Source organism: Variovorax sp. J22G73 (assembly GCF_030317035.1).
GTDB lineage: Bacteria > Pseudomonadota > Gammaproteobacteria > Burkholderiales > Burkholderiaceae_C > Variovorax.
In genome coordinates, this window is the sequence record NZ_JASZYK010000010.1 from 244,453 (window position 1) to 261,780 (window position 17,328).

Below are 17,328 nucleotides of genomic sequence, written 5' to 3' on the forward strand. Positions count from 1 at the left end.
GGAACGGCCATGCATGTGCGGCTCGACAACCCGGTCGATCTCGATGCCTTCCGCCGCCATGCGCGCCAGCTGCTGGCGAGCGGCGTGCCGCCGGACCATGTCGAGTGGAGCGAGGGGCCTGCGTGCGAGGCGTCGGGCGACCTGTTCGGCGGTGCACCGGGCGAGGCCGATGCGTTCGAGCTGGCGCCCCCGCCTTCCATGCCGAGCGCCGCGCGGCATCCGGTGCCCGCGTCTTTCGTCGCGCTGTGCGCCGACGTGATACTGTACCGCGCCCCGCAACGCCTCGCGCTGTTGTACCGGCTGCTCTGGCGCCTGGCGCACGAGCCGGCGCTGCGGCACGACCCGCTGGACGCCGACATGATGCAGGCGCAGCTGATGGCCAAGGCCGTGCACCGCGACATCCACAAGATGCGCGCCTTCGTGCGCTTCACCCGCGTGGCCGACGCCGAGGTGGGCGAGCGCCACGTGGCCTGGTTCGAGCCCGACCACCGCATCGTCGAGGCCAACGCCCCCTTCTTCGCACGCCGCTTCGCGCAGATGCGCTGGGCCATCCTCACGCCCGAGCGCTGCGTGGAATGGGACGGCCAGGCGCTGTCGTTCCGCGAGGGCGCGAACCGCCGCGAGAAGCCGCCGCCGGACGCGGGCGAGCAGCTGTGGCTCACGTACTACGAGCACATCTTCAACCCCGCGCGCCTGAAGCTCGCGATGATGCGGCGCGAGATGCCGCAGCGCTACTGGCACAACCTGCCCGAGGCCGCGCTGATCCAGCCGCTGGCCGAGGCGGCCGGGGCGCGCAGCCAGTCGATGATCGACGCGCCGGCCACGCCCACGCGGCGCATCCGCGCGCCCATGCCGCTGCACCTGCTGCCGGCAAGCGGCGCGGCGCCGGCCACCCTCGACGAACTGCGCATGGCCGCGCATGCCTGCCGCGGCTGCCCCATTGGCGCGCTGGCCACGCAGGCCGTGTGCGGCGAAGGCCCGGTGGGCGCACGGCACATGCTCGTGGGCGAGCAGCCCGGCGACCAGGAAGACCTGGCCGGCCGCCCCTTCGTCGGCCCGGCGGGCCAGCTGCTCGACCGCGCCATGGCGCAGCTGGGCTGGGCGCGCGACAGCGTGTACCTGGCCAACGCGGTGAAGCATTTCAAGTACGAGCTGCGCGGCAAGCGGCGCATCCACAAGACCGCGGCGCAGCGCGAAGCCGAGGCCTGCGCGCACTGGCTCGACAGCGAGATCTCGCTGGTGCGGCCGCAGGCGCTGGTGGCGCTGGGCGCGACCGCCGCGCGCGCCTTGCTGGGCCGGCCGGTGGCGGTGCAGGCCGAGCGCGGCGCGTGGGTGCACGAGCGCGCGGACGGCCTGCCCGTGTTCGTCACCTTGCATCCGTCGGCGTTGCTGCGGCTGCCCGACGGCGAGCGCGCCGAGGCCTACGAGCGCTGGCGCGCCGACCTGGCCCGCGCGCGCGAAGCGCCCGGCTCGCCGTCGGCTTCTGTTGCAATGGCGGCATGAGCGATGGGTTCCACAAGCCGATGAGCACCGAACACGCCCGCTGGGAGGCGTACCTGTACGAGCGGCATTCCCGCGAAGAACTGAGGCACTGGGCGCGCAGCCTGGCGTTCTTCCGCTTTTGCCGTGCCTTCGGTGGCCATGCCAACGACGGCGACTGCCTGCGCGTGGCCCTCGCCGTGGCGTCGGAGCAGCACCTGTGCGACCTGTTCGCCCAGCTCGGAATTCCGCTGGAACGCTTGCCTGCCGACAACCCCGTGCCGCAAGTCGGCGTGCGCTACTCGGGCACGGAGTTCGCGCGCTTCATTCCCGCGATCGCGGGCTTTCATCCACCGATCACGCAGCCGCGACAGGTGCGCATCGCCGGGGCATCGGTTTTCGTGTGGGGGCTCGCCGGCCGGCTCGAGCTGTCGATGTCCGACGACGACGCGCCCTACGAAGTGACGGCTCGCACCGTCGAGCAGGCCCGTGCCGTCGAGGAACTGCTGCGGCCGCTGGCGGACGCCTGCATCGATCCGCCGCAGGAAGGGCGCAACTGCCTGAGCCCGAAGGCGCACCCGGAGTTGTGGTCGAGCGCTGGCTGAGCGGCGGCGCGAAACCGTTTGCGCCGCGCGTGCGTACCTGCATGCAGACCGGTCCCATTGGCTACGCCATCCGGCGAATAGACGCGCCTGGGGCCATTTTTGACAATGCAGACGCTCGCATTCCAGAGTCCGCGATTCCAGGGTTCGTGATTTCGAGCGCCAGGAGAACCCACGCCGATGAACACGCTGAAACAGGGTTGGCGAGGAGCCGACGTCCGCCGCTTGCAGGAGGCGCTGAACCGCAAGCTGTCGCCCGGCCCCGCGCTGGTCACCGACGGCGACTACGGCCCGCGCACCCGCGCCGCCGTGCTGCGGCTGCAGGCCCAGCACTGGCTGGTGGAAGACGGCGAGGCCGGCCCCTGCACGCAGAACGTGGCCTTCGACGGCGAGCGCGAGGCGCCGGTGCTGCACCCCGTGGCGCTGATTCCGTCGCCCGAACCCGCGCTGTGCTGGGCCGCCGGCGTCGCGATGATGACCCGCTCGACCGTGCCGGCGGTGCTGGCGCGCACGCCGGGCGAGGTGCTGGCCACCGACGGCGCGCTGCAGCCTTTTGTCGACAGCCATGTGGAAGGCGCCGACGGTGGGGATGGCGGCCGCCAAGGTCGCCACTTCGCGCAGGCCCACGGCCTGACGGTGCGCGCGCCGTCGCCCTGGTCGCTCAAGTCGCTGCGCGCCGCGCTGCAGGACGGCCCGGTCATGCTCGAGATGCTGTGGAACCCCAAGGCCTACGCGCAGGGCGCCGGCCGGCCGGGCCACACGGTGGTGCTCGCGGGCATTCGCGGCGACGCCGACCCGAGCGGGCGCGGCACCACGCTGCGCGTCTTCGATCCGTGGCCGCCGAACAAGGGCGCGCGCAGCTCGGTCAACTTCTACAAGTGGGTGCAGGCCGCGGGCGCGCGCACCTGCCGGGTGTTCCTGCGGTAGCGTTCGCGTGCTCGTGAGCTCGTGAGCTCGTGAGGATGCCGAGCCTGGCGAAAAGGCCGATGCGACAATCGCCCCCGCCATGACAGACACCCTCACGATCACCCGCCCCGACGACTGGCACCTGCACGTGCGCGATGGCGCCGCCCTCGAAGCCGTCGTTCCCCACAGCGCCCGCCAGTTCGGCCGCGCGCTGATCATGCCCAACCTGCGTCCCCCCGTGACCACCGCCGCGCAGGCGCTGGCCTACCGCGAGCGCATCCTTGCCGCCGTGCCCGAAGGCGTGGCCTTCGAGCCGGTGATGTCGCTGTACCTCACCGACAAGTTGCCGCCCGAGGAAATAGCGCTGGCGGCCGAGGCCGGCGTGCGCGCGCTCAAGCTCTACCCGGCCGGCGCCACCACCAACAGCGATGCCGGCGTGACCGACATCCGCAAGACCTACAAGACGCTGGAGGCCATGCAGAAGCACGGCCTGCTGCTGCTGGTGCACGGCGAGGTGACCGACCCCGCCATCGACCTGTTCGACCGCGAGGCCGTGTTCGTCGACCGCGTGATGATTCCGCTGCGCCGCGACTTCCCCGAGCTGAAGGTGGTGTTCGAGCACCTGACCACCAAGGAAGGCGCCCACTACGTGCGCGACGCCGACCGCTTCACGGCCGCCACCATCACCGCGCACCACCTGCTGTACAACCGCAACGCGATCTTCACCGGCGGCATTCGCCCGCACTACTACTGCCTGCCCGTGCTCAAGCGCGAGACGCACCGCGTGGCGCTGGTGGAGGCCGCCACCAGCGGCAGCGACCGGTTCTTCCTGGGCACCGACAGCGCGCCGCACCCGGCGCACCTGAAGGAACACGCGCTGGGCTGCGCCGGCTGCTACACCGCGCTCACCGCCATCGAGCTGTACGCCGAGGCCTTCGACAGCGTCAACGCGCTCGACAAGCTCCAAGGCTTCGCCAGCTTCCACGGCCCCGACTTCTACCAGCTGCCGCGCCACACGGACACCGTGACGCTGAAGCGCGAAAGCTGGACCGTGCCAGAGACCGTGCCTTACGGCGATGCCACGCTCAAGCCTTTGCGCGGCGGCGAAACCCTGAACTGGAAACTCGCATGACCCCCACGCCGCGCGTGATGCTGCTGATCGACGCCGACAACGTCTCGGCCGATGTGATCGAGCAGGCCGTGCAGCGCACGATGGACGAGTACGGCGCCATCCACGTGCGCCGCGCCTACTGCAACGCCGAGATGGCGGTGAACCGGCAGGCGATGTTCAAGCGCCTGTCGGTGCGCCCGATGGTGAACCTGTCGACCGGCAAGAACAGCACCGACATCGCGCTGGCCGTGGATGCCATCGACCTCGTGATCGACGAGCGGCCCGACGTGGTGGTGCTGGTGTCTTCCGACTCCGACTTCGCGCCGCTGGTGATCCGGCTGCGCGAGAAGGGCTGCCGCGTGTGCGGCATCGGCCAGCAAGGCAAGACGGGCGAGGAAACGGTCGGCATCTACGACGCGTTCATCGACCTGGAGCACCACGGCGTGAAGCCGGCGGCGCGCACCGCGACGGCGAAGAAGGCCGCGGCCAAGACGGCACCCGCGAAGAAGGCACGGGCCACGCGTGCGACGAGCGCGACGAGCGCAAGCAGGGCAGCCGCCGAGTCGTCGTCGGCGGACGTTGCACCCGCCCCCGCACCGGCCGCGCGCAAGGCAGCGACCAAGACGGCGGCGCGCAAGACGACGAAGGCCGCCAAATCTTCCCAGCCGGCACAGCCGCAGGCACCCAAGACGCCCCCCACCTCCGAGGCGGCCGAGTTCATCCTCGCAGCCGTGCCCGCCCTGCGCAGCGGCAAGGACGTGCAGCTCAACGACGTGGCCCAGGCGCTGCGCGCCGCCGGCCTGCTCGGCAAGCACGGCAGTTCGCTCAAGCTGTTCGACAAGCTCACGGCGGAGTTCGTGGTCATGCAGCATCCCGACCGCATCCGCTGGACGGGCGCCTCCGCGTCTTGACCCTGCCGGCGGTCGACTGGGCGCAGCCCTGGCTCGCGCCTTATCGCACCCCCGGCGAAGCGGTGGCGCAGGCAGCGCTGCATGGCTCGGTGGCCCCGGCGCTGCAACGCGCCCGGCTTTCTTCAGGCATGCCGGGCATGCCCGACTTCGTCGCGCAGCACGCGCTGCCCGCGGGCCGGGCCTACGAGGCGCACATCTTCCAGACCCGCAGCGTTCCCACGCGCGACAACCTGCACGACCTGTTCAACGGCCTCGTGTGGCTCGCGTTTCCACAGGCCAAGCGTCGGCTCAATGAGCTGCAGGCGGGCGAGATCGCGCGCGCGGGCGTCAGCACGGTGCGCGGCCCGCTGCGCGATGCGCTCACGCTGTTCGACGAGAACGGCGCGCTGCTCCACGCACCGCCCGCGCTCTGGCAAGCCCTGGTCGCGCGCGACTGGCACACGCTGTTCGTTACGCGGCGCGGCCTGTGGAACGAAGCGCGCCTGCTGCTCTTCGGCCATGCGCTGCTCGAGAAACTCGTGACGCCGCGCAAGCCCATCACCGCGCATGTGCTGTGCGTGCCAGGTCGACAAGGCCTGCACGGACCGACCGGCTTCGACGACGCGGCAATCGCCGCAAGTTTCGATGCGAAAAGCCTTGAAACGAAGCCTTTCGTACCGCTTCCGGTGCTCGGCGTGCCCGGCTGGTGCGCCGAGAATGAAGCCGCATCTTTCTACGCCGACACGCAGGTCTTCCGGCCCCTGGCCGGAGCGTCGGCGCGCTAGCTGCACACCAGCGACACGCTGGCAACGCGTTGGAGGCGCGTTGAAAGCGCGTTGGAAAAAAAGGGGGCTCGGGAGGGCCCGGCGCACCGTCCGCACCACAAGCAAATCGCGCAGCGCATGTAAGGCGCGCGACAAGTGCGGTGCGGGCATTTCATTTTCAGAGGGGAACACACAACAACATGGACACCGTCATCATCCTGCTCAAGGTCGGGCTCATCCTGTATGCGATCTACAGCTTCATCGTCTACGCCACGCGCCGCTCCGGCAACAAGAGCGCGCTGAAGGACTTTCGCGCGCGGCCCGTGCTGCGGCGCATCACCGACGAGGAGAAGTCCGCGCTGCAACCCTTCCTGATGGGGCAGGGCATCACCATCGAGGACGAGGTGCGCGAACTCGGCGGCGCCTTCCTGCGCCACGGCCTGCAGACGCAGGGCTCGTCCACCGAGCACGACACCATCGGCGAGGTCGACGTGCTGCTGCCGTACGACGCCCTGTCTTACGTCGAGGCGCACAACGAAGCGCTGGTGGTGCTGAGCAAGAAGTGCGCGGTGGTGATTCGCGTGAACGGCTTCGACCTGCTCGAAGGCCGCCTGCGCGCGCAGCGCCAGCAGGCACAGGACGCGCAATGGAAGCGCGGCGAGGTCGGCGCGCTGCCCGGGCTGGACGATGTCGCGCCGCAGGCTGCATCGCTCAGCGCGTCGCATGCCGCAACGCTCGCACCGGACGCCGCCGCGCCGGTGCCGGCCGACCCCGAAGCGCGCTACCGCGGCGGCGAGGTCTACATCCTGAACCAGCGCGCGGAAACGCCCGAGGAAGTCGCGAGCCGCGTGGGGCGCGGCAGCGGCTGGGTGTCGGCGCTGCTGTGGCTGCTGGCGTTCGCGCTGCTCTGGCTCGCGACCTGGAGCGCGACGCGCGGTGCGCAGCCGTACCTGCTGGGCGCCGGTCTGCTCGCGGGCTTGTGGGCCGCATGGCTCTTCGTGCGCAGGCCTTCGATGTCGGCGGCGGAGCGCCATCCGCAACAGGTCAACCGCGTGCGCGGCATGCTCAACGAGATCGCGGCGGTCAACGTCGACAACGTGTCGATCAAGCGCGTGGGCCTGTTCATCGGCGACAAGCTCAGCCTGCAGCTGCCGCCGCATTGGGCACATGCGCGCTCGACGCCGTATGGCGTGGTGATCGAGGCCGAGCTGCGCGCCGACGACTGCAGCGCGGTGAGCTTCGGCGACAAGTGGTCGGTGGCCGACGAATGGCGGCGCTTCAGGCCGGTGTACTGGGGGCGGCACCTGCTGCATCTGCTCGTCGGGCTGCTCGCGCTGGCCGCGTTGGCGCTGTCGCTGCTCGACGGGCGCAACGACCCCGTGGGCGACCTGCGCGCCGACCTGGCGCTGGTCGCGCAAACGGTCTTCCACGACGAGGGCCCGGCCTACACCAGCGCCGAACAACTGGCCGGCCAGCCGCCGAAGTGGGGCAGCCTGGTGAGCGTGAAGGGCGAAGGCCGCTGCGAAATCGACATGAACGGCCACAGCGATGACAACCACACGGTGCCCGTGGTCGACTGCACCCGGATGCGCTGGAACGGCCAGGCGCCCGTGGTGCCCGAGCTGAAGGTGCCGCAGAGCATCGTGGCGCTCGGGGACCCCGACCTGGTTCGCGCGTCGGAAAACGGCATTGCCGCCAGCCTGATCGCGATGCTGCGCATGCAGATGGGCCAGGCGGCCGACCCGCTGGCCGCCTACCGCGCGCGCGAGAGCGTGCCGATGGTCGTGCGCGGCTTCGACCGCACCGTGGCCCTGGTGGACGCGGCCTGCAAGGACAGCGAAGGGCTGCCGCCGGCCGCCTGCCGCCACCTGCAGCAGGCCATCGTGGACGCGGTGGAGGCGACCGTGGCCAAGGACGGCGCCGACACCCCGGTGCGCACCTGGCCGGTGCTGGCCGCGAGCGCGGCGCCCGACAAGGAAAACGCCGACCTGGTGCTCACGCGCAGCCAGCTCGCCAGGCTGCGGGACGCGGTGCGGCAGGCGGTCGACGCGCGGATCGCCGCGAAGGTCGAGGCGACGCGCCCGGCCATCGTGGCGGCAACGGGCGGCGTGGTGCTGGTGTCCACTTCGGCGATCGGCGTGGCGCCGCGCCGGGCTGGCGATGAAGACACCGCGGTGGCCACCGACGTTGATGCCGCATCGGCCGAAGCCGACGCGGCGGCAGAGGCCGACAGCAACGACGAAGGCGCAGGCGACAGGTCGTTGCCGGGCCGCTGGGCCCGCCTGCAGCGCAACGCCGCGCCCGAAGGTGTGAAGCCCTTCGCGCTGGCGGGGCTGGTGACGCTGCGGGACACCGACGACACCGGCGCCGTGCGCCTGCACATCGACCCGAACCGCGACGCCACGCAGGCCGCGTCCGCCGCCGCGCACACGCTGTGGTGGGTGTTCGCGCTGGCGCTGGTGCTGGCCAACGGCGTGCTGTTCGCGTTGCGTCTCTCGCAGAGCCTGCGCCGCCGCAACCGGCTGCACGCCGACATCGCGAGCCGGCCGGCGCCGGGCGCGACGGGGCTTTTCTAAGTCGTCCGACAGGCCTTTGCGGACACGGGGAATACCCGGGCGCCGCGACTTTTGCTCCTATCATGGTTGCGCCAGCGGCAGCCATCTGCGGCTGGCCGGAGCCCCCGAAACGCACAACGACACCCAGGGCCTGCATGCCGCGCATGGCTTGAAGAGGGCCCCGGGACCCTCATCTGGGTGGCAGGTTTCCCCACGGAGAATTCAACTTGAAACGTATCCTTCTGTTCGTCCTGACCAACGTGATGGTGGTCGCCGTGCTGGGCGTGGTCGCCAGCCTGCTGGGCGTCAACCGCTTCCTGACGGCCAACGGGCTGAACCTGGGCGCGCTGCTCGGCTTCGCGCTGGTGATGGGCTTCGGCGGCGCGATCATCTCGCTGCTCATCAGCAAGCCGATGGCCAAGTGGACCAGCGGCCTGCACATGATCGACAACCCCCAGACGCCCGACGAGGCCTGGATCGTCGGCACCGTGCGCAAGTTCGCCGACAAGGCCGGCATCGGCATGCCCGAGGTCGGCATCTTCGAGGGCGAGCCCAACGCCTTCGCGACCGGCGCGTTCAAGAATTCGTCGCTGGTGGCGGTGTCCACCGGGCTGCTGCAGAACATGACGCGCGAAGAGGTCGAGGCCGTCATCGGCCACGAGGTGGCCCACATCGCCAACGGCGACATGGTGACCATGACGCTCATCCAGGGCGTGATGAACACCTTCGTGGTGTTCCTGTCGCGCGTGATCGGCTATGCGGTCGACAGCTTCCTGCGCCGCGGCGACGACCGCTCGTCGGGCCCGGGCATCGGCTACTACGTGAGCACCATCGTGCTGGACATCGTGCTCGGCTTCGCCGCCGCGATGGTGGTGGCCTGGTTCTCGCGCCACCGCGAGTTCCGCGCCGACGCCGGCGCCGCCGCGCTCATGGGCCAGAAGCAGCCGATGATCAATGCGCTGGCGCGCCTGGGCGGCCTGCCGGCCGGCGAGCTGCCGAAGGCGGTGGAGGCCATGGGCATCACGGGCAAGATGGGCCAGCTGTTCGCGACCCACCCGCCCATCGAGGAACGCATCGCGGCGCTGCAGAACGCGCAACGCTGACACGGCAGGCCGCGGCGGTTCCGCGGCGCCATGAAAAAAGCCGCCACATCGCTGTGGCGGCTTTTTTCGTTTGCGGCGTGCTCAGTTCGCGGCGGGAGTGTCGGGCGTTGTTGCTGCTTCGGGCGTTGCCGCTGCTTCGGGCGATGCAGGCGTTTCGGCGGCTGCCGTGGGCGCTTGCTCGGGTGCTGCCTGCGCTTCGGTTGCATCGGTCGCTTCAACGGCCTGCGTCTCGGCAGGCGTTGCGTCGGCTTCCGGTGCAGGTGTCGATGCAGGCGCCGGCGCCTCGCGGTCCTTGCGCGCGCGTTGCAGCGTGCGCGTCACGTCGCCGTGCTTCATGCCGTACATGTCGGCGAACTCCTGCTCGCTGCGGCCGCTGGCCTCGAAGGCGCGCAGCAGCGCTTCGCGCTTGGCGGCCTGCTGGGCGAGTTCGGCCAGGGCTTCGTCGACCACGGCGTTGTTGTTCTCGTCGCGCGAACGCACCAGCACCGCATAGGCTTCGCGGTCCAGGCCGGAGGCCTCGACGGCCTTGGCGATGCGCGCGACCAGTTGCGGGCGCAGGTCTTCGCCGTTGGCGCGCTGCAGGCGGCGGCGGTGCAGCTCCAGGATGGCGTGGTGCACATGCTCGGGCGCGACCGGGTCGAGCGCGTTGCCGTCGAGGTCGTGGCGCGCCAGGCCGGCGGCCACGGCTTCCAAGTAGCGCGTGGAGCGCGCGTGCTGGCCCATGGCGATCTTCAGGTCTTCGGCCTTGAAGTCTTCGGGATGGCGCGCGAGCAATTCCTCGTACACGCCGAGCTTCAGCGGCAGGAAGCGCGCGCCGAACAGCTGCGGGTACAGCTCGAACAGGCGCTCGAGCGCCGGGCTGACCTTGCGCGGCGTGCGCTGGGGTTGCGCCTGGGCCTGATCGCGGCCCTGGCCTTGGCCTTGAGCCTGGCGTTGCTGGCCCTGCGGCTGGCCTTCACCCTGCCGGCGCGGCTGTTGCTGCCGTTGCGGGCGCTGGTTGCCGCCGCCCTGGTTGTTCTGGCGGGGCGGGCGAGGTCCGCGCGATTCGCGGGGTTCACGGGGTTCACGGGGTTCACGCGCCTGCTGCGCGGGAGCGCCCGCGTCGGCGGTCGCGCCCGTGCCGGCATCGGGGCCGGCCTGCAGCTGCTTCAGCTGATCGGCCATGTCCAGTTGCTGGCGCCGGGGCGGGCGCGCGTTCGTCTTCGGGGTGGCGGTGGAAGCGTCGGTCATGCGGGGGGCGCGGCAAGGGGCGCGATGAATGAAGGAGGAAAGAAATGAAGTCCGGTGGCGCGCCTTCAGCGCGGCCGGAACATCTTGAAGAGATTGTCGGGGCTGACTTCGAAATAGTCTGCAGGGCCGCCGCCACGCAATATCGGCTGCGCCGCGGCGGTGTCGTAGATGCCGTCTTTCAGCAGGTGGCGGGCAATGTGCACGCCCACCACTTCGCCCAGCACCAGCCAGGTGGGCACGGGCACGCCGTTGACGCCCTCGAGCTGCACGATCTGCGTGAGCCTGCATTCGAAGGACACGGGGCTCTCGGCCACGCGCGGCACCGCGATGGTCTTCGAGGCGGCGGTGGTGAGCCCCGCCAGCTCGAACTCGTTCACCTCGGGCGGCACGGCCGCGCACGAGCGGTTCATCTGCTCGGCCAGCGGCCGGGTCGCCAGGTTCCAGCCGAACTCGCGCGTCTGGCGGATGTTGTGCAGGCTGTCCTTGGCGCCGATGCTCGCGAAGCCGACGATGGGCGGCGTGTAGTTGAAGGCGTTGAAGAAGCTGTACGGCGCCAGGTTGAGCACGCCGTTCGCGTCCTGCGACGAGATCCAGCCGATGGGGCGCGGCCCGACCATCGCGTTGAACGGGTCATGCGGCAGGCCGTGGCCGTGGGCGGGTTCGTAGAAGTGAAAGTCGGTGTTCGCCATCGTTGTTCTCCGGGGCTCTGGGGCTCAGTGGCCGAGGGCCGAAGGGTGGGCCGATCGGGCGGCTTGCCGCCCGATCAGCAGCCGGAACGGCAGCAGCATCAGCACGCCCACGGCCAGCTTCACCGCGAGGTCGCCCAGCGCCCAGGTGAGCCACGGGCCCTCGGTGCCCGCGAAGGCGATGCCCCAGAACACGATGCTGTCGAGCACCGCGGCAATCACCGTGGCGACCAGCGGCGCGCGCCACCAGAGGCCGCGGCGCAGCCGGTCGAACACGCCGATGTCGAGCAGCTGCGAGGCGATGAAGGCCAGCCCCGAGGCCGCCGCGATGCGTGCCGGCGCCAGCAGCAGCGACACGCCCACGGCCACCGCAAAGCCCACCCACGCCACGCGCCGCGCCATGCCGGGGCCGAAGCGCCGGTTGACCAGGTCACTCACCAGGTAGGCCACCGGGTAGGTGAAGGCGCCCCAGGTGAGCCAGTCGTTGAGCGCGAACTGCACCAGGATGTTGGAGGCCAGCACCACCGCGGCCATGGCCAGCGTGGCGGCGATGAAATGGCCGAGCGTGGGGCGCTCGAAGCGCAGGGCGTGCATGGCCGGCATCAGATGCTCGCGGTGCGTTCGCGTTCGGACGCGGCCAGCACCGCGTGCGCCACGGCCTCTGCCACCTTGATGCCGTCCACGCCGGCCGACAGGATGCCGCCCGCGTAGCTGGCGCCTTCGCCGGCCGGGTACAGCCCGCGCACGTTGAGGCTCTGGAAGTCGTCGCCGCGCGTGATGCGGATCGGCGAAGACGTGCGCGTTTCCACGCCGGTGAGCACCGCGTCGTGCGTGTCGAAGCCCTTGATCTTGCGGCCGAAGGCGGGAAAGGCCTCGCGCATGGCCTCGATGGCGTAGGCCGGCAGCGCCTGGTGCAGGTCGGTCGGCGTCACGCCGGGCTTGTACGACGGGGTCACGCTGCCGAGCGCGGTGGAAGGCTTGCCCGCCACGAAGTCGCCCACCAGCTGGCCGGGCGCATGGTAGTTGCTGCCGCCGAGCACGTAGGCGTTGCTTTCGAGTTCGCGCTGCAAGGCGATGCCGGCCAGGGCGTCGCCCGGTGCATCGGCGGCCCAGCCCGGGAAGTCCTTCGGGTCGATGCCCACCACGATGCCCGCGTTGGCGTTGCGCTCGTTGCGCGAGTACTGGCTCATGCCGTTGGTGACCACGCGGCCCGGCTCGCTGGTGGCCGCGACCACGGTGCCGCCGGGACACATGCAGAAGCTGTACACCGAGCGGCCATTGCTCGCGTGGTGCACCAGCTTGTAGTCGGCCGCGCCCAGCAGCGGGTGGCCCGCATGGCGGCCCCAGCGCGCGCGGTCGATGAGGCCCTGTGGGTGCTCGACGCGAAAGCCGATGGAGAAGGGCTTGGCCTCGATGTGCACGCCGCGCGCATGCAGCATTTCGAAGGTGTCGCGCGAGCTGTGGCCCAGCGCCATCACCACGTGGTCGGCGCGCAGCTCGCTGCTGCGGCCCGTGGCCTGGTCGAGCACCGTGAGGCCGCGCAAATGCTTGCCGTTGGGGCCGTCTTCGATGTGCACGTCGGTCACGCGCTGCTCGAAGCGAATCTCGCCGCCCAGCGCCACGATCTGCTCGCGGATGTTCTCCACGACCTTCACCAGCTTGAAGGTGCCGATGTGCGGATGTGCGACGTACAAAATTTCAGGTGGCGCGCCGGCCTTGACGAACTCTTCCATCACCTTGCGGCCGAGGAAGCGCGGGTCCTTGATCTGGCTGTACAGCTTGCCGTCCGAGAAGGTGCCGGCGCCGCCTTCGCCGAACTGCACGTTCGACTCGGGGTTGAGCGTGCTCTTGCGCCACAGGCCCCAGGTGTCGCGGGTGCGCTGGCGCACGGTCTTGCCGCGTTCGAGCACGATGGGCCTGAAGCCCATCTTCGCGAGCATCAGCGCCGCGAAGATGCCGCACGGGCCGAAGCCGATGACCACCGGCCGCGCCGTGCCCTCGGGCGCATCGGCGGGCGGCGTGTAGCGCATGTCGGGCGCGTTCTGGATGTGCGGGTGGCCGGCGTGCTTCGCGAGCAGGGCGGCCTCCAGCGTTGCATCGGCCAGCGCCACGTCGCAGATGTAGACCGTGAGCAGGTCGACCTTGCGCGCGTCGAAGCTGCGCTTGTAGACGGTGTGGGAGGCGATCGCTTCGGGCGGGACGCCGAGCGTCCTGGCGATCAGTGCGGCCAGCGCGTCGGGCGCGTGGTCGAGCGGGAGTTTGAGTTCGGAGATTCTCAGCATGGGGAGCGGCGTAGGGCTTGTGGTTATCAAGCAGGCCGGGCATTTTAAGCGCCGAAGGCGCTATGAAAGCGATAGCTGTGGGAAGCCCCTGTAACGGGCTGTCAGGCCGGCAGGAAGCCTTCGACCGAAAGATAGCGCTCGCCGGTGTCGTAGTTGAAGCCCAGCACCACCGCGTCGGGTGCCAGCGAAGGGAGCTTCTGCGCGATGGCCGCGAGCGTGGCGCCCGAAGAGATGCCCACCAGCATGCCTTCTTCCTGCGCGCAGCGGCGCGCCATTTCGCGCGCCGGCTCGGCATCGACCTGCAGCACGCCGTCGAGCAGCGAGGTGTCGAGGTTCTTCGGAATGAAGCCCGCGCCAATGCCCTGGATGGGGTGCGGTGCCGGCGCGCCGCCGGAGATCACGGGCGAGGCCACCGGCTCCACCGCGAACACCTGCAGCCTGGGCCACTTCTTCTTCAGCACCCGCGCCACGCCGGTGATGTGGCCGCCCGTGCCCACGCCGGTGATGAGCACGTCGATGCCGTCGGGGAAGTCGGCCGCGATCTCCTCGGCCGTGGTGCGCACGTGCACCTCGACGTTGGCGGGGTTGTTGAACTGCTGCGGCATCCACGCGCCGGGCGTGCCGGCCACGATTTCCTCGGCGCGGGCGATGGAGCCCTTCATGCCGTTGGCGCGCGGCGTCAGGTCGAAGGTGGCGCCGTAGGCCAGCATGAGGCGGCGGCGTTCGATGGACATGCTGTCGGGCATCACCAGGATCAGCTTGTAGCCCTTCACCGCCGCCACCATCGCCAGGCCGATGCCGGTGTTGCCCGAGGTGGGCTCCACGATGGTGCCGCCGGGCTTCAGCGCGCCGCTCTTCTCGGCGTCTTCCACCATCGACAGCGCGATGCGGTCCTTGATGGAGCCGCCGGGGTTGGCGCGCTCGGACTTGATCCACACCTGCTGCTTCGCATTGCCGAACAGCCGGTTGATGCGGATGTGCGGCGTGTTGCCGATGGTCTGGAGGATGTTCTGGGCCTTCATGGGTGCAATCTCCTTGTGTCGATGCGTTGTGTCAGACGGACAGCGCGCATTGTGAGACCAGCCCGCGACGCTTTCAGCGCAAGGGTGTTGCGGCCGGCAACAGGCTGCCGCGCCCCGCCAGCGCCAGCGTCTTGAGCACCAGCAGGCCGATGAAGACGTTGGCGGCCACGAACAGCACCGGCGCGAGCCATTCGACCGGCCCCGCGGCGCCGCTGGCCAGCAGCCGCATCGCCAGCGTGGGGAGCGCCGCCACGCCGAAGCTGAAGGCCCAGTACGAGGCCGTGAATGGCTGCCTCGCAACCCACGGCAGCAGGCGCAGGAGCAGCAGCGCCTGGTACAGGCCGTAGCCCAGCAGGATCTGCGCGAACAGGTCGGGCGCGCCGCCGTTGATGCTCATGTACGCCACGCCGCCGACCACCGGCGGCGCCAGCTGGATGCCGAGCACCGGGCGCAGCGCCTCGGGCAAGGGCTCCTGCACGGCCGCGCGGCCGAGCACCAGCGATTCGATCGCGAGCCACAGGAACAGCCCCGCGCCGAAGAACAGCACGCCCAGGTGCGGCCAGCCGAAGGTGGCGGCCGCCGTGCCGGCGACGAAGTTCTGCGCCACCGCGGGCAGGTAGAGCGCGGGCGTGACCAGCTCGGGCTTGCGCCCGCCCTGCCACAGGCGCCCGTAGAGCCACAGCCCGAGCGCGAGCTGCGCGGCGACGGACGCCACGAACACCGCCAGCGCCAGGTGCGGCGCGTACGGCAGCAGCGCCATCGCCGCGAGCATGCTGGCCACCGGCCCCAGCGCGGCGAACGACGACTGCACCGGGTGGTTCATTTCGGCGCGCGCATCGACCGCATGGCGCAGCCACTTGCGGGCGTACAGCGCCAGCAACGCGAGCCATGCGGCAAGGCCGGTCCAGGTGACGGCAACGGCAATGTCCGGCGGCAGGTGCCACAGCGGCGTGGCCACGCGCCAGGCGTTGCCGAGCGCCAGCAAGCCGACGGCAATGCCGAAAAAAGACACCGGGATGGGAGCGCGTGCGGAAGTCATTCGGTTCACCTCGTGGAAGTCGGTGAATGCACTGTAGGCTTGCGCGGTGGTATTTTGAATGCTGTATCGAAGCTGAAAATTGCTTCATCGTCTCACCTGGAGCTTTCGTGCCATGGACCCCTTGAGCGAACTCGTCGGCTGGCTCGCCCCGCGCGGCCGCATGGACCTGCGCTGCCTGTTCGGGCAGGACTGGGCGGCGCCGCACGCGCCCATCGGCCCGTGGCGCGCACCCTTTCACATCGTGCTGCGCGGGCGCTGCGAACTGTGGCTGCCGGCGAGCCGCACGCTGGTGCCGCTCGAAGAGGGCAACCTGGTGATCCTGCCGAGGGGCTCGGCGCATGTGCTGCGTTCCGTCGGGCGCGATGCCGAACTGCACGCAGGGGAAGTACAGGAAGGCCAGCCCGCGGTCCGGCTGCGGCGCGGCGCGCTGGTCGACCTCAAGACCAACCTGCGCCAACCCGCGAAGGCCGACACCGACATCCTGTGCGGCGAGTTCGAGTTTCCTGGCCAGCGGCGCAGCGCCTTGCGCGAGGCATTGCCCGAACCGCTGGTGGTGCCGTTCGCCGGTCGCCCCGAATCGCCGTGGCTGGAGGCGCTGGTGCGGCTCATGGCGCACGAGATCGAGCAGCAGCGCCCGGGCGCGCAGGCCATCGTGGCGGAGCTGTCGGGCACGCTGTTCACGCTGGCGGTGCGCGCGCACCTCGAGACGCGGCCGGCGCTCGCGGGCGTGCTCGGGCTGATGGCCAGCCCGCGGCTGGCCGCCGGGCTGGAGGCCATGCTCGCGCACCCCGGCCAGGCGTGGACCGTGGCCTCCCTGGCCGAGCGCTGCCATATGTCGCGCGCCACCTTCGCGCGCGAGTTCGCGCGGCGCACGGGCACCGCGCCGCTGGCGTTGCTGACCACGCTGCGCATGGAGCTCGCGTCGCGGATGCTGGCGCAGGGCGGGCAGGACACCGCTTCCGTCGGCGAGGCGGTCGGCTACCGCTCGGAGGCCGCGTTCAACCGCGCGTTCACGCGCCATGCGGGCGTGACGCCGGGGCGCTTCCGCCGCGCTTCTTCAAATGCGGCAAGCACTGCGGGCGCTGCGGCCCCCGCGCAGGAAAGCTAGGCCGCGCCCGGCGTGAACTTCATCGCCACGCCGTTCATGCAGTAGCGCAGCCCGGTGGGCTTGGGGCCGTCGTCGAACACATGGCCCAGGTGGCCGCCGCAACGGCTGCAATGCACCTCCGTGCGCGCCATGCCGAAGGAACGGTCGGTGTGCTCGCCGACGGCGTTGTCCATCGGCTTCCAGAAGCTGGGCCAGCCGGTGTGGCTGTCGAACTTGGTGGCCGAGGTGAAGAGCTCCAGCGCGCAGCCTGCGCACGCGAAGCGCCCGCTGCGGTGCTCGTCGTTCAACGGGCTGGTGTAGGGCCGCTCGGTGCCTTCCCGGCGCAGCACGTCGAACTGGTTGGCGTCGAGCAGCTTGCGCCATTCGGCCTCGGTGTGGGTGACCGCGAAGGTCTCGTTCTCCGCGGCCTGCGCCGGCCGGGAACTCCAGCCGAGCAGCCCCAGCGATTGGGCAATGGCCAGCCCCAGGGTCGAGGTTCCGGCGGCAATGGCAAAGCGGCGTCCAGTTTTCGGGGTCATGACAGGCCTTCGGTCGGTGGTGGGCGGAATATC

16 protein-coding genes are annotated in these 17,328 nt (G+C 70.5%); 9 read left to right on the forward strand and 7 right to left on the reverse strand.

What is annotated here, in order from left to right; all coding sequences use genetic code 11:
- The first annotated feature begins 9 nt into the window (after window positions 1–9).
- The 8 genes from QTI51_RS29305 (at window position 10) to htpX (ending at window position 9,410) form a co-directional block, all read left to right on the forward strand.
- Entirely contained in the window at window positions 10–1,503 is a 1,494-nt protein-coding gene (locus QTI51_RS29305; RefSeq protein WP_286516905.1) for a UdgX family uracil-DNA binding protein, read from the forward strand.
- 20 nt (window positions 1,504–1,523) lie between these two features.
- Window positions 1,524–2,084 (forward strand): hypothetical protein, encoded by a 561-nt coding sequence (locus tag QTI51_RS29310; RefSeq protein ID WP_286516904.1) that lies wholly within the window; start codon window positions 1,524–1,526, stop codon window positions 2,082–2,084.
- 177 nt (window positions 2,085–2,261) lie between these two features.
- Window positions 2,262–3,008, forward strand: coding sequence for a peptidoglycan-binding protein (locus QTI51_RS29315; protein WP_286516903.1), 747 nt, complete (start codon window positions 2,262–2,264; stop codon window positions 3,006–3,008).
- Window positions 3,009–3,087: 79 nt separating this feature from the next.
- A complete protein-coding gene (pyrC, locus tag QTI51_RS29320; protein WP_286516902.1) occupies window positions 3,088–4,119 on the forward strand; it encodes a dihydroorotase in 1,032 nt (343 codons plus the stop codon).
- Complete coding sequence (locus QTI51_RS29325) at window positions 4,116–5,009, forward strand: NYN domain-containing protein (RefSeq protein ID WP_286516901.1); 894 nt, start codon at window positions 4,116–4,118, stop codon at window positions 5,007–5,009. The genes pyrC and QTI51_RS29325 overlap by 4 nt, the downstream gene beginning before the upstream one ends.
- Window positions 5,006–5,773 carry a DUF3025 domain-containing protein gene (locus QTI51_RS29330; protein WP_286516900.1) on the forward strand — a complete coding sequence of 256 codons (768 nt, stop codon included), beginning with the start codon at window positions 5,006–5,008 and terminating at the stop codon, window positions 5,771–5,773. The genes QTI51_RS29325 and QTI51_RS29330 overlap by 4 nt, the downstream gene beginning before the upstream one ends.
- 179 nt (window positions 5,774–5,952) lie before the next feature.
- Complete coding sequence (locus QTI51_RS29335; protein WP_286516899.1) at window positions 5,953–8,328, forward strand: IgaA/UmoB family intracellular growth attenuator; 2,376 nt, start codon at window positions 5,953–5,955, stop codon at window positions 8,326–8,328.
- A 206-nt stretch (window positions 8,329–8,534) separates the two neighbouring features.
- Window positions 8,535–9,410, forward strand: coding sequence for a protease HtpX (htpX, locus tag QTI51_RS29340; protein ID WP_116910623.1), 876 nt, complete (start codon window positions 8,535–8,537; stop codon window positions 9,408–9,410).
- Between the two features lie 81 nt (window positions 9,411–9,491).
- Here htpX and QTI51_RS29345 read toward each other — a convergent pair whose 3' ends face one another.
- The 6 genes from QTI51_RS29345 to tehA form a co-directional block, all read right to left on the reverse strand.
- Entirely contained in the window at window positions 9,492–10,640 is a 1,149-nt protein-coding gene (locus QTI51_RS29345) for a ProQ/FinO family protein (RefSeq protein ID WP_286516898.1), read from the reverse strand.
- Between the two features lie 65 nt (window positions 10,641–10,705).
- Window positions 10,706–11,329 (reverse strand): flavin reductase family protein, encoded by a 624-nt coding sequence (locus QTI51_RS29350; protein ID WP_286516896.1) that lies wholly within the window; start codon window positions 11,327–11,329, stop codon window positions 10,706–10,708.
- A 24-nt stretch (window positions 11,330–11,353) separates the two neighbouring features.
- Window positions 11,354–11,920, reverse strand: a complete 567-nt coding sequence (locus QTI51_RS29355; RefSeq protein WP_503011553.1) for a VUT family protein — start codon at window positions 11,918–11,920, stop codon at window positions 11,354–11,356.
- An 8-nt stretch (window positions 11,921–11,928) separates the two neighbouring features.
- Complete coding sequence (locus tag QTI51_RS29360) at window positions 11,929–13,608, reverse strand: NAD(P)/FAD-dependent oxidoreductase (protein ID WP_286516895.1); 1,680 nt, start codon at window positions 13,606–13,608, stop codon at window positions 11,929–11,931.
- A gap of 101 nt (window positions 13,609–13,709) precedes the next feature.
- Complete coding sequence (gene cysK / locus QTI51_RS29365; RefSeq protein ID WP_286516894.1) at window positions 13,710–14,630, reverse strand: cysteine synthase A; 921 nt, start codon at window positions 14,628–14,630, stop codon at window positions 13,710–13,712.
- A 73-nt stretch (window positions 14,631–14,703) separates the two neighbouring features.
- Window positions 14,704–15,669: a dicarboxylate transporter/tellurite-resistance protein TehA gene (gene tehA / locus QTI51_RS29370; protein WP_286516893.1), complete on the reverse strand. Its 966-nt coding sequence runs from the start codon at window positions 15,667–15,669 to the stop codon at window positions 14,704–14,706.
- A gap of 112 nt (window positions 15,670–15,781) precedes the next feature.
- On the opposite strand from tehA, the gene QTI51_RS29375 reads away from it, so the two are divergent.
- Window positions 15,782–16,777 (forward strand): AraC family transcriptional regulator, encoded by a 996-nt coding sequence (locus tag QTI51_RS29375; RefSeq protein ID WP_286516892.1) that lies wholly within the window; start codon window positions 15,782–15,784, stop codon window positions 16,775–16,777.
- On the opposite strand, the gene msrB is transcribed toward QTI51_RS29375, so the two are convergent.
- Window positions 16,774–17,295 (reverse strand): peptide-methionine (R)-S-oxide reductase MsrB, encoded by a 522-nt coding sequence (gene msrB, locus QTI51_RS29380; RefSeq protein ID WP_286516891.1) that lies wholly within the window; start codon window positions 17,293–17,295, stop codon window positions 16,774–16,776. The two genes, QTI51_RS29375 and msrB, sit on opposite strands and share 4 nt — an antisense overlap.
- Window positions 17,296–17,328 lie beyond the last annotated feature (33 nt).

Bases quoted from the DNA above. Each gene is read 5' to 3' on its own strand.
- QTI51_RS29305 (WP_286516905.1), top strand. From the start codon at position 10: ATGCATGTGCGGCTCGACAACCCGGTCGATCTCGATGCCTTCCGCCGC.
- QTI51_RS29310 (WP_286516904.1), top strand. From the start codon at position 1,524: ATGAGCACCGAACACGCCCGCTGGGAGGCGTACCTGTACGAGCGGCAT.
- QTI51_RS29315 (WP_286516903.1), top strand. From the start codon at position 2,262: ATGAACACGCTGAAACAGGGTTGGCGAGGAGCCGACGTCCGCCGCTTG.
- pyrC (WP_286516902.1), top strand. From the start codon at position 3,088: ATGACAGACACCCTCACGATCACCCGCCCCGACGACTGGCACCTGCAC.
- QTI51_RS29325 (WP_286516901.1), top strand. From the start codon at position 4,116: ATGACCCCCACGCCGCGCGTGATGCTGCTGATCGACGCCGACAACGTC.
- QTI51_RS29335 (WP_286516899.1), top strand. From the start codon at position 5,953: ATGGACACCGTCATCATCCTGCTCAAGGTCGGGCTCATCCTGTATGCG.
- QTI51_RS29345 (WP_286516898.1), bottom strand. From the start codon at position 10,640: ATGACCGACGCTTCCACCGCCACCCCGAAGACGAACGCGCGCCCGCCC.
- QTI51_RS29350 (WP_286516896.1), bottom strand. From the start codon at position 11,329: ATGGCGAACACCGACTTTCACTTCTACGAACCCGCCCACGGCCACGGC.
- QTI51_RS29355 (WP_503011553.1), bottom strand. From the start codon at position 11,920: ATGCACGCCCTGCGCTTCGAGCGCCCCACGCTCGGCCATTTCATCGCC.
- QTI51_RS29360 (WP_286516895.1), bottom strand. From the start codon at position 13,608: ATGCTGAGAATCTCCGAACTCAAACTCCCGCTCGACCACGCGCCCGAC.
- cysK (WP_286516894.1), bottom strand. From the start codon at position 14,630: ATGAAGGCCCAGAACATCCTCCAGACCATCGGCAACACGCCGCACATC.
- tehA (WP_286516893.1), bottom strand. From the start codon at position 15,669: ATGACTTCCGCACGCGCTCCCATCCCGGTGTCTTTTTTCGGCATTGCC.
- QTI51_RS29375 (WP_286516892.1), top strand. From the start codon at position 15,782: ATGGACCCCTTGAGCGAACTCGTCGGCTGGCTCGCCCCGCGCGGCCGC.
- msrB (WP_286516891.1), bottom strand. From the start codon at position 17,295: ATGACCCCGAAAACTGGACGCCGCTTTGCCATTGCCGCCGGAACCTCG.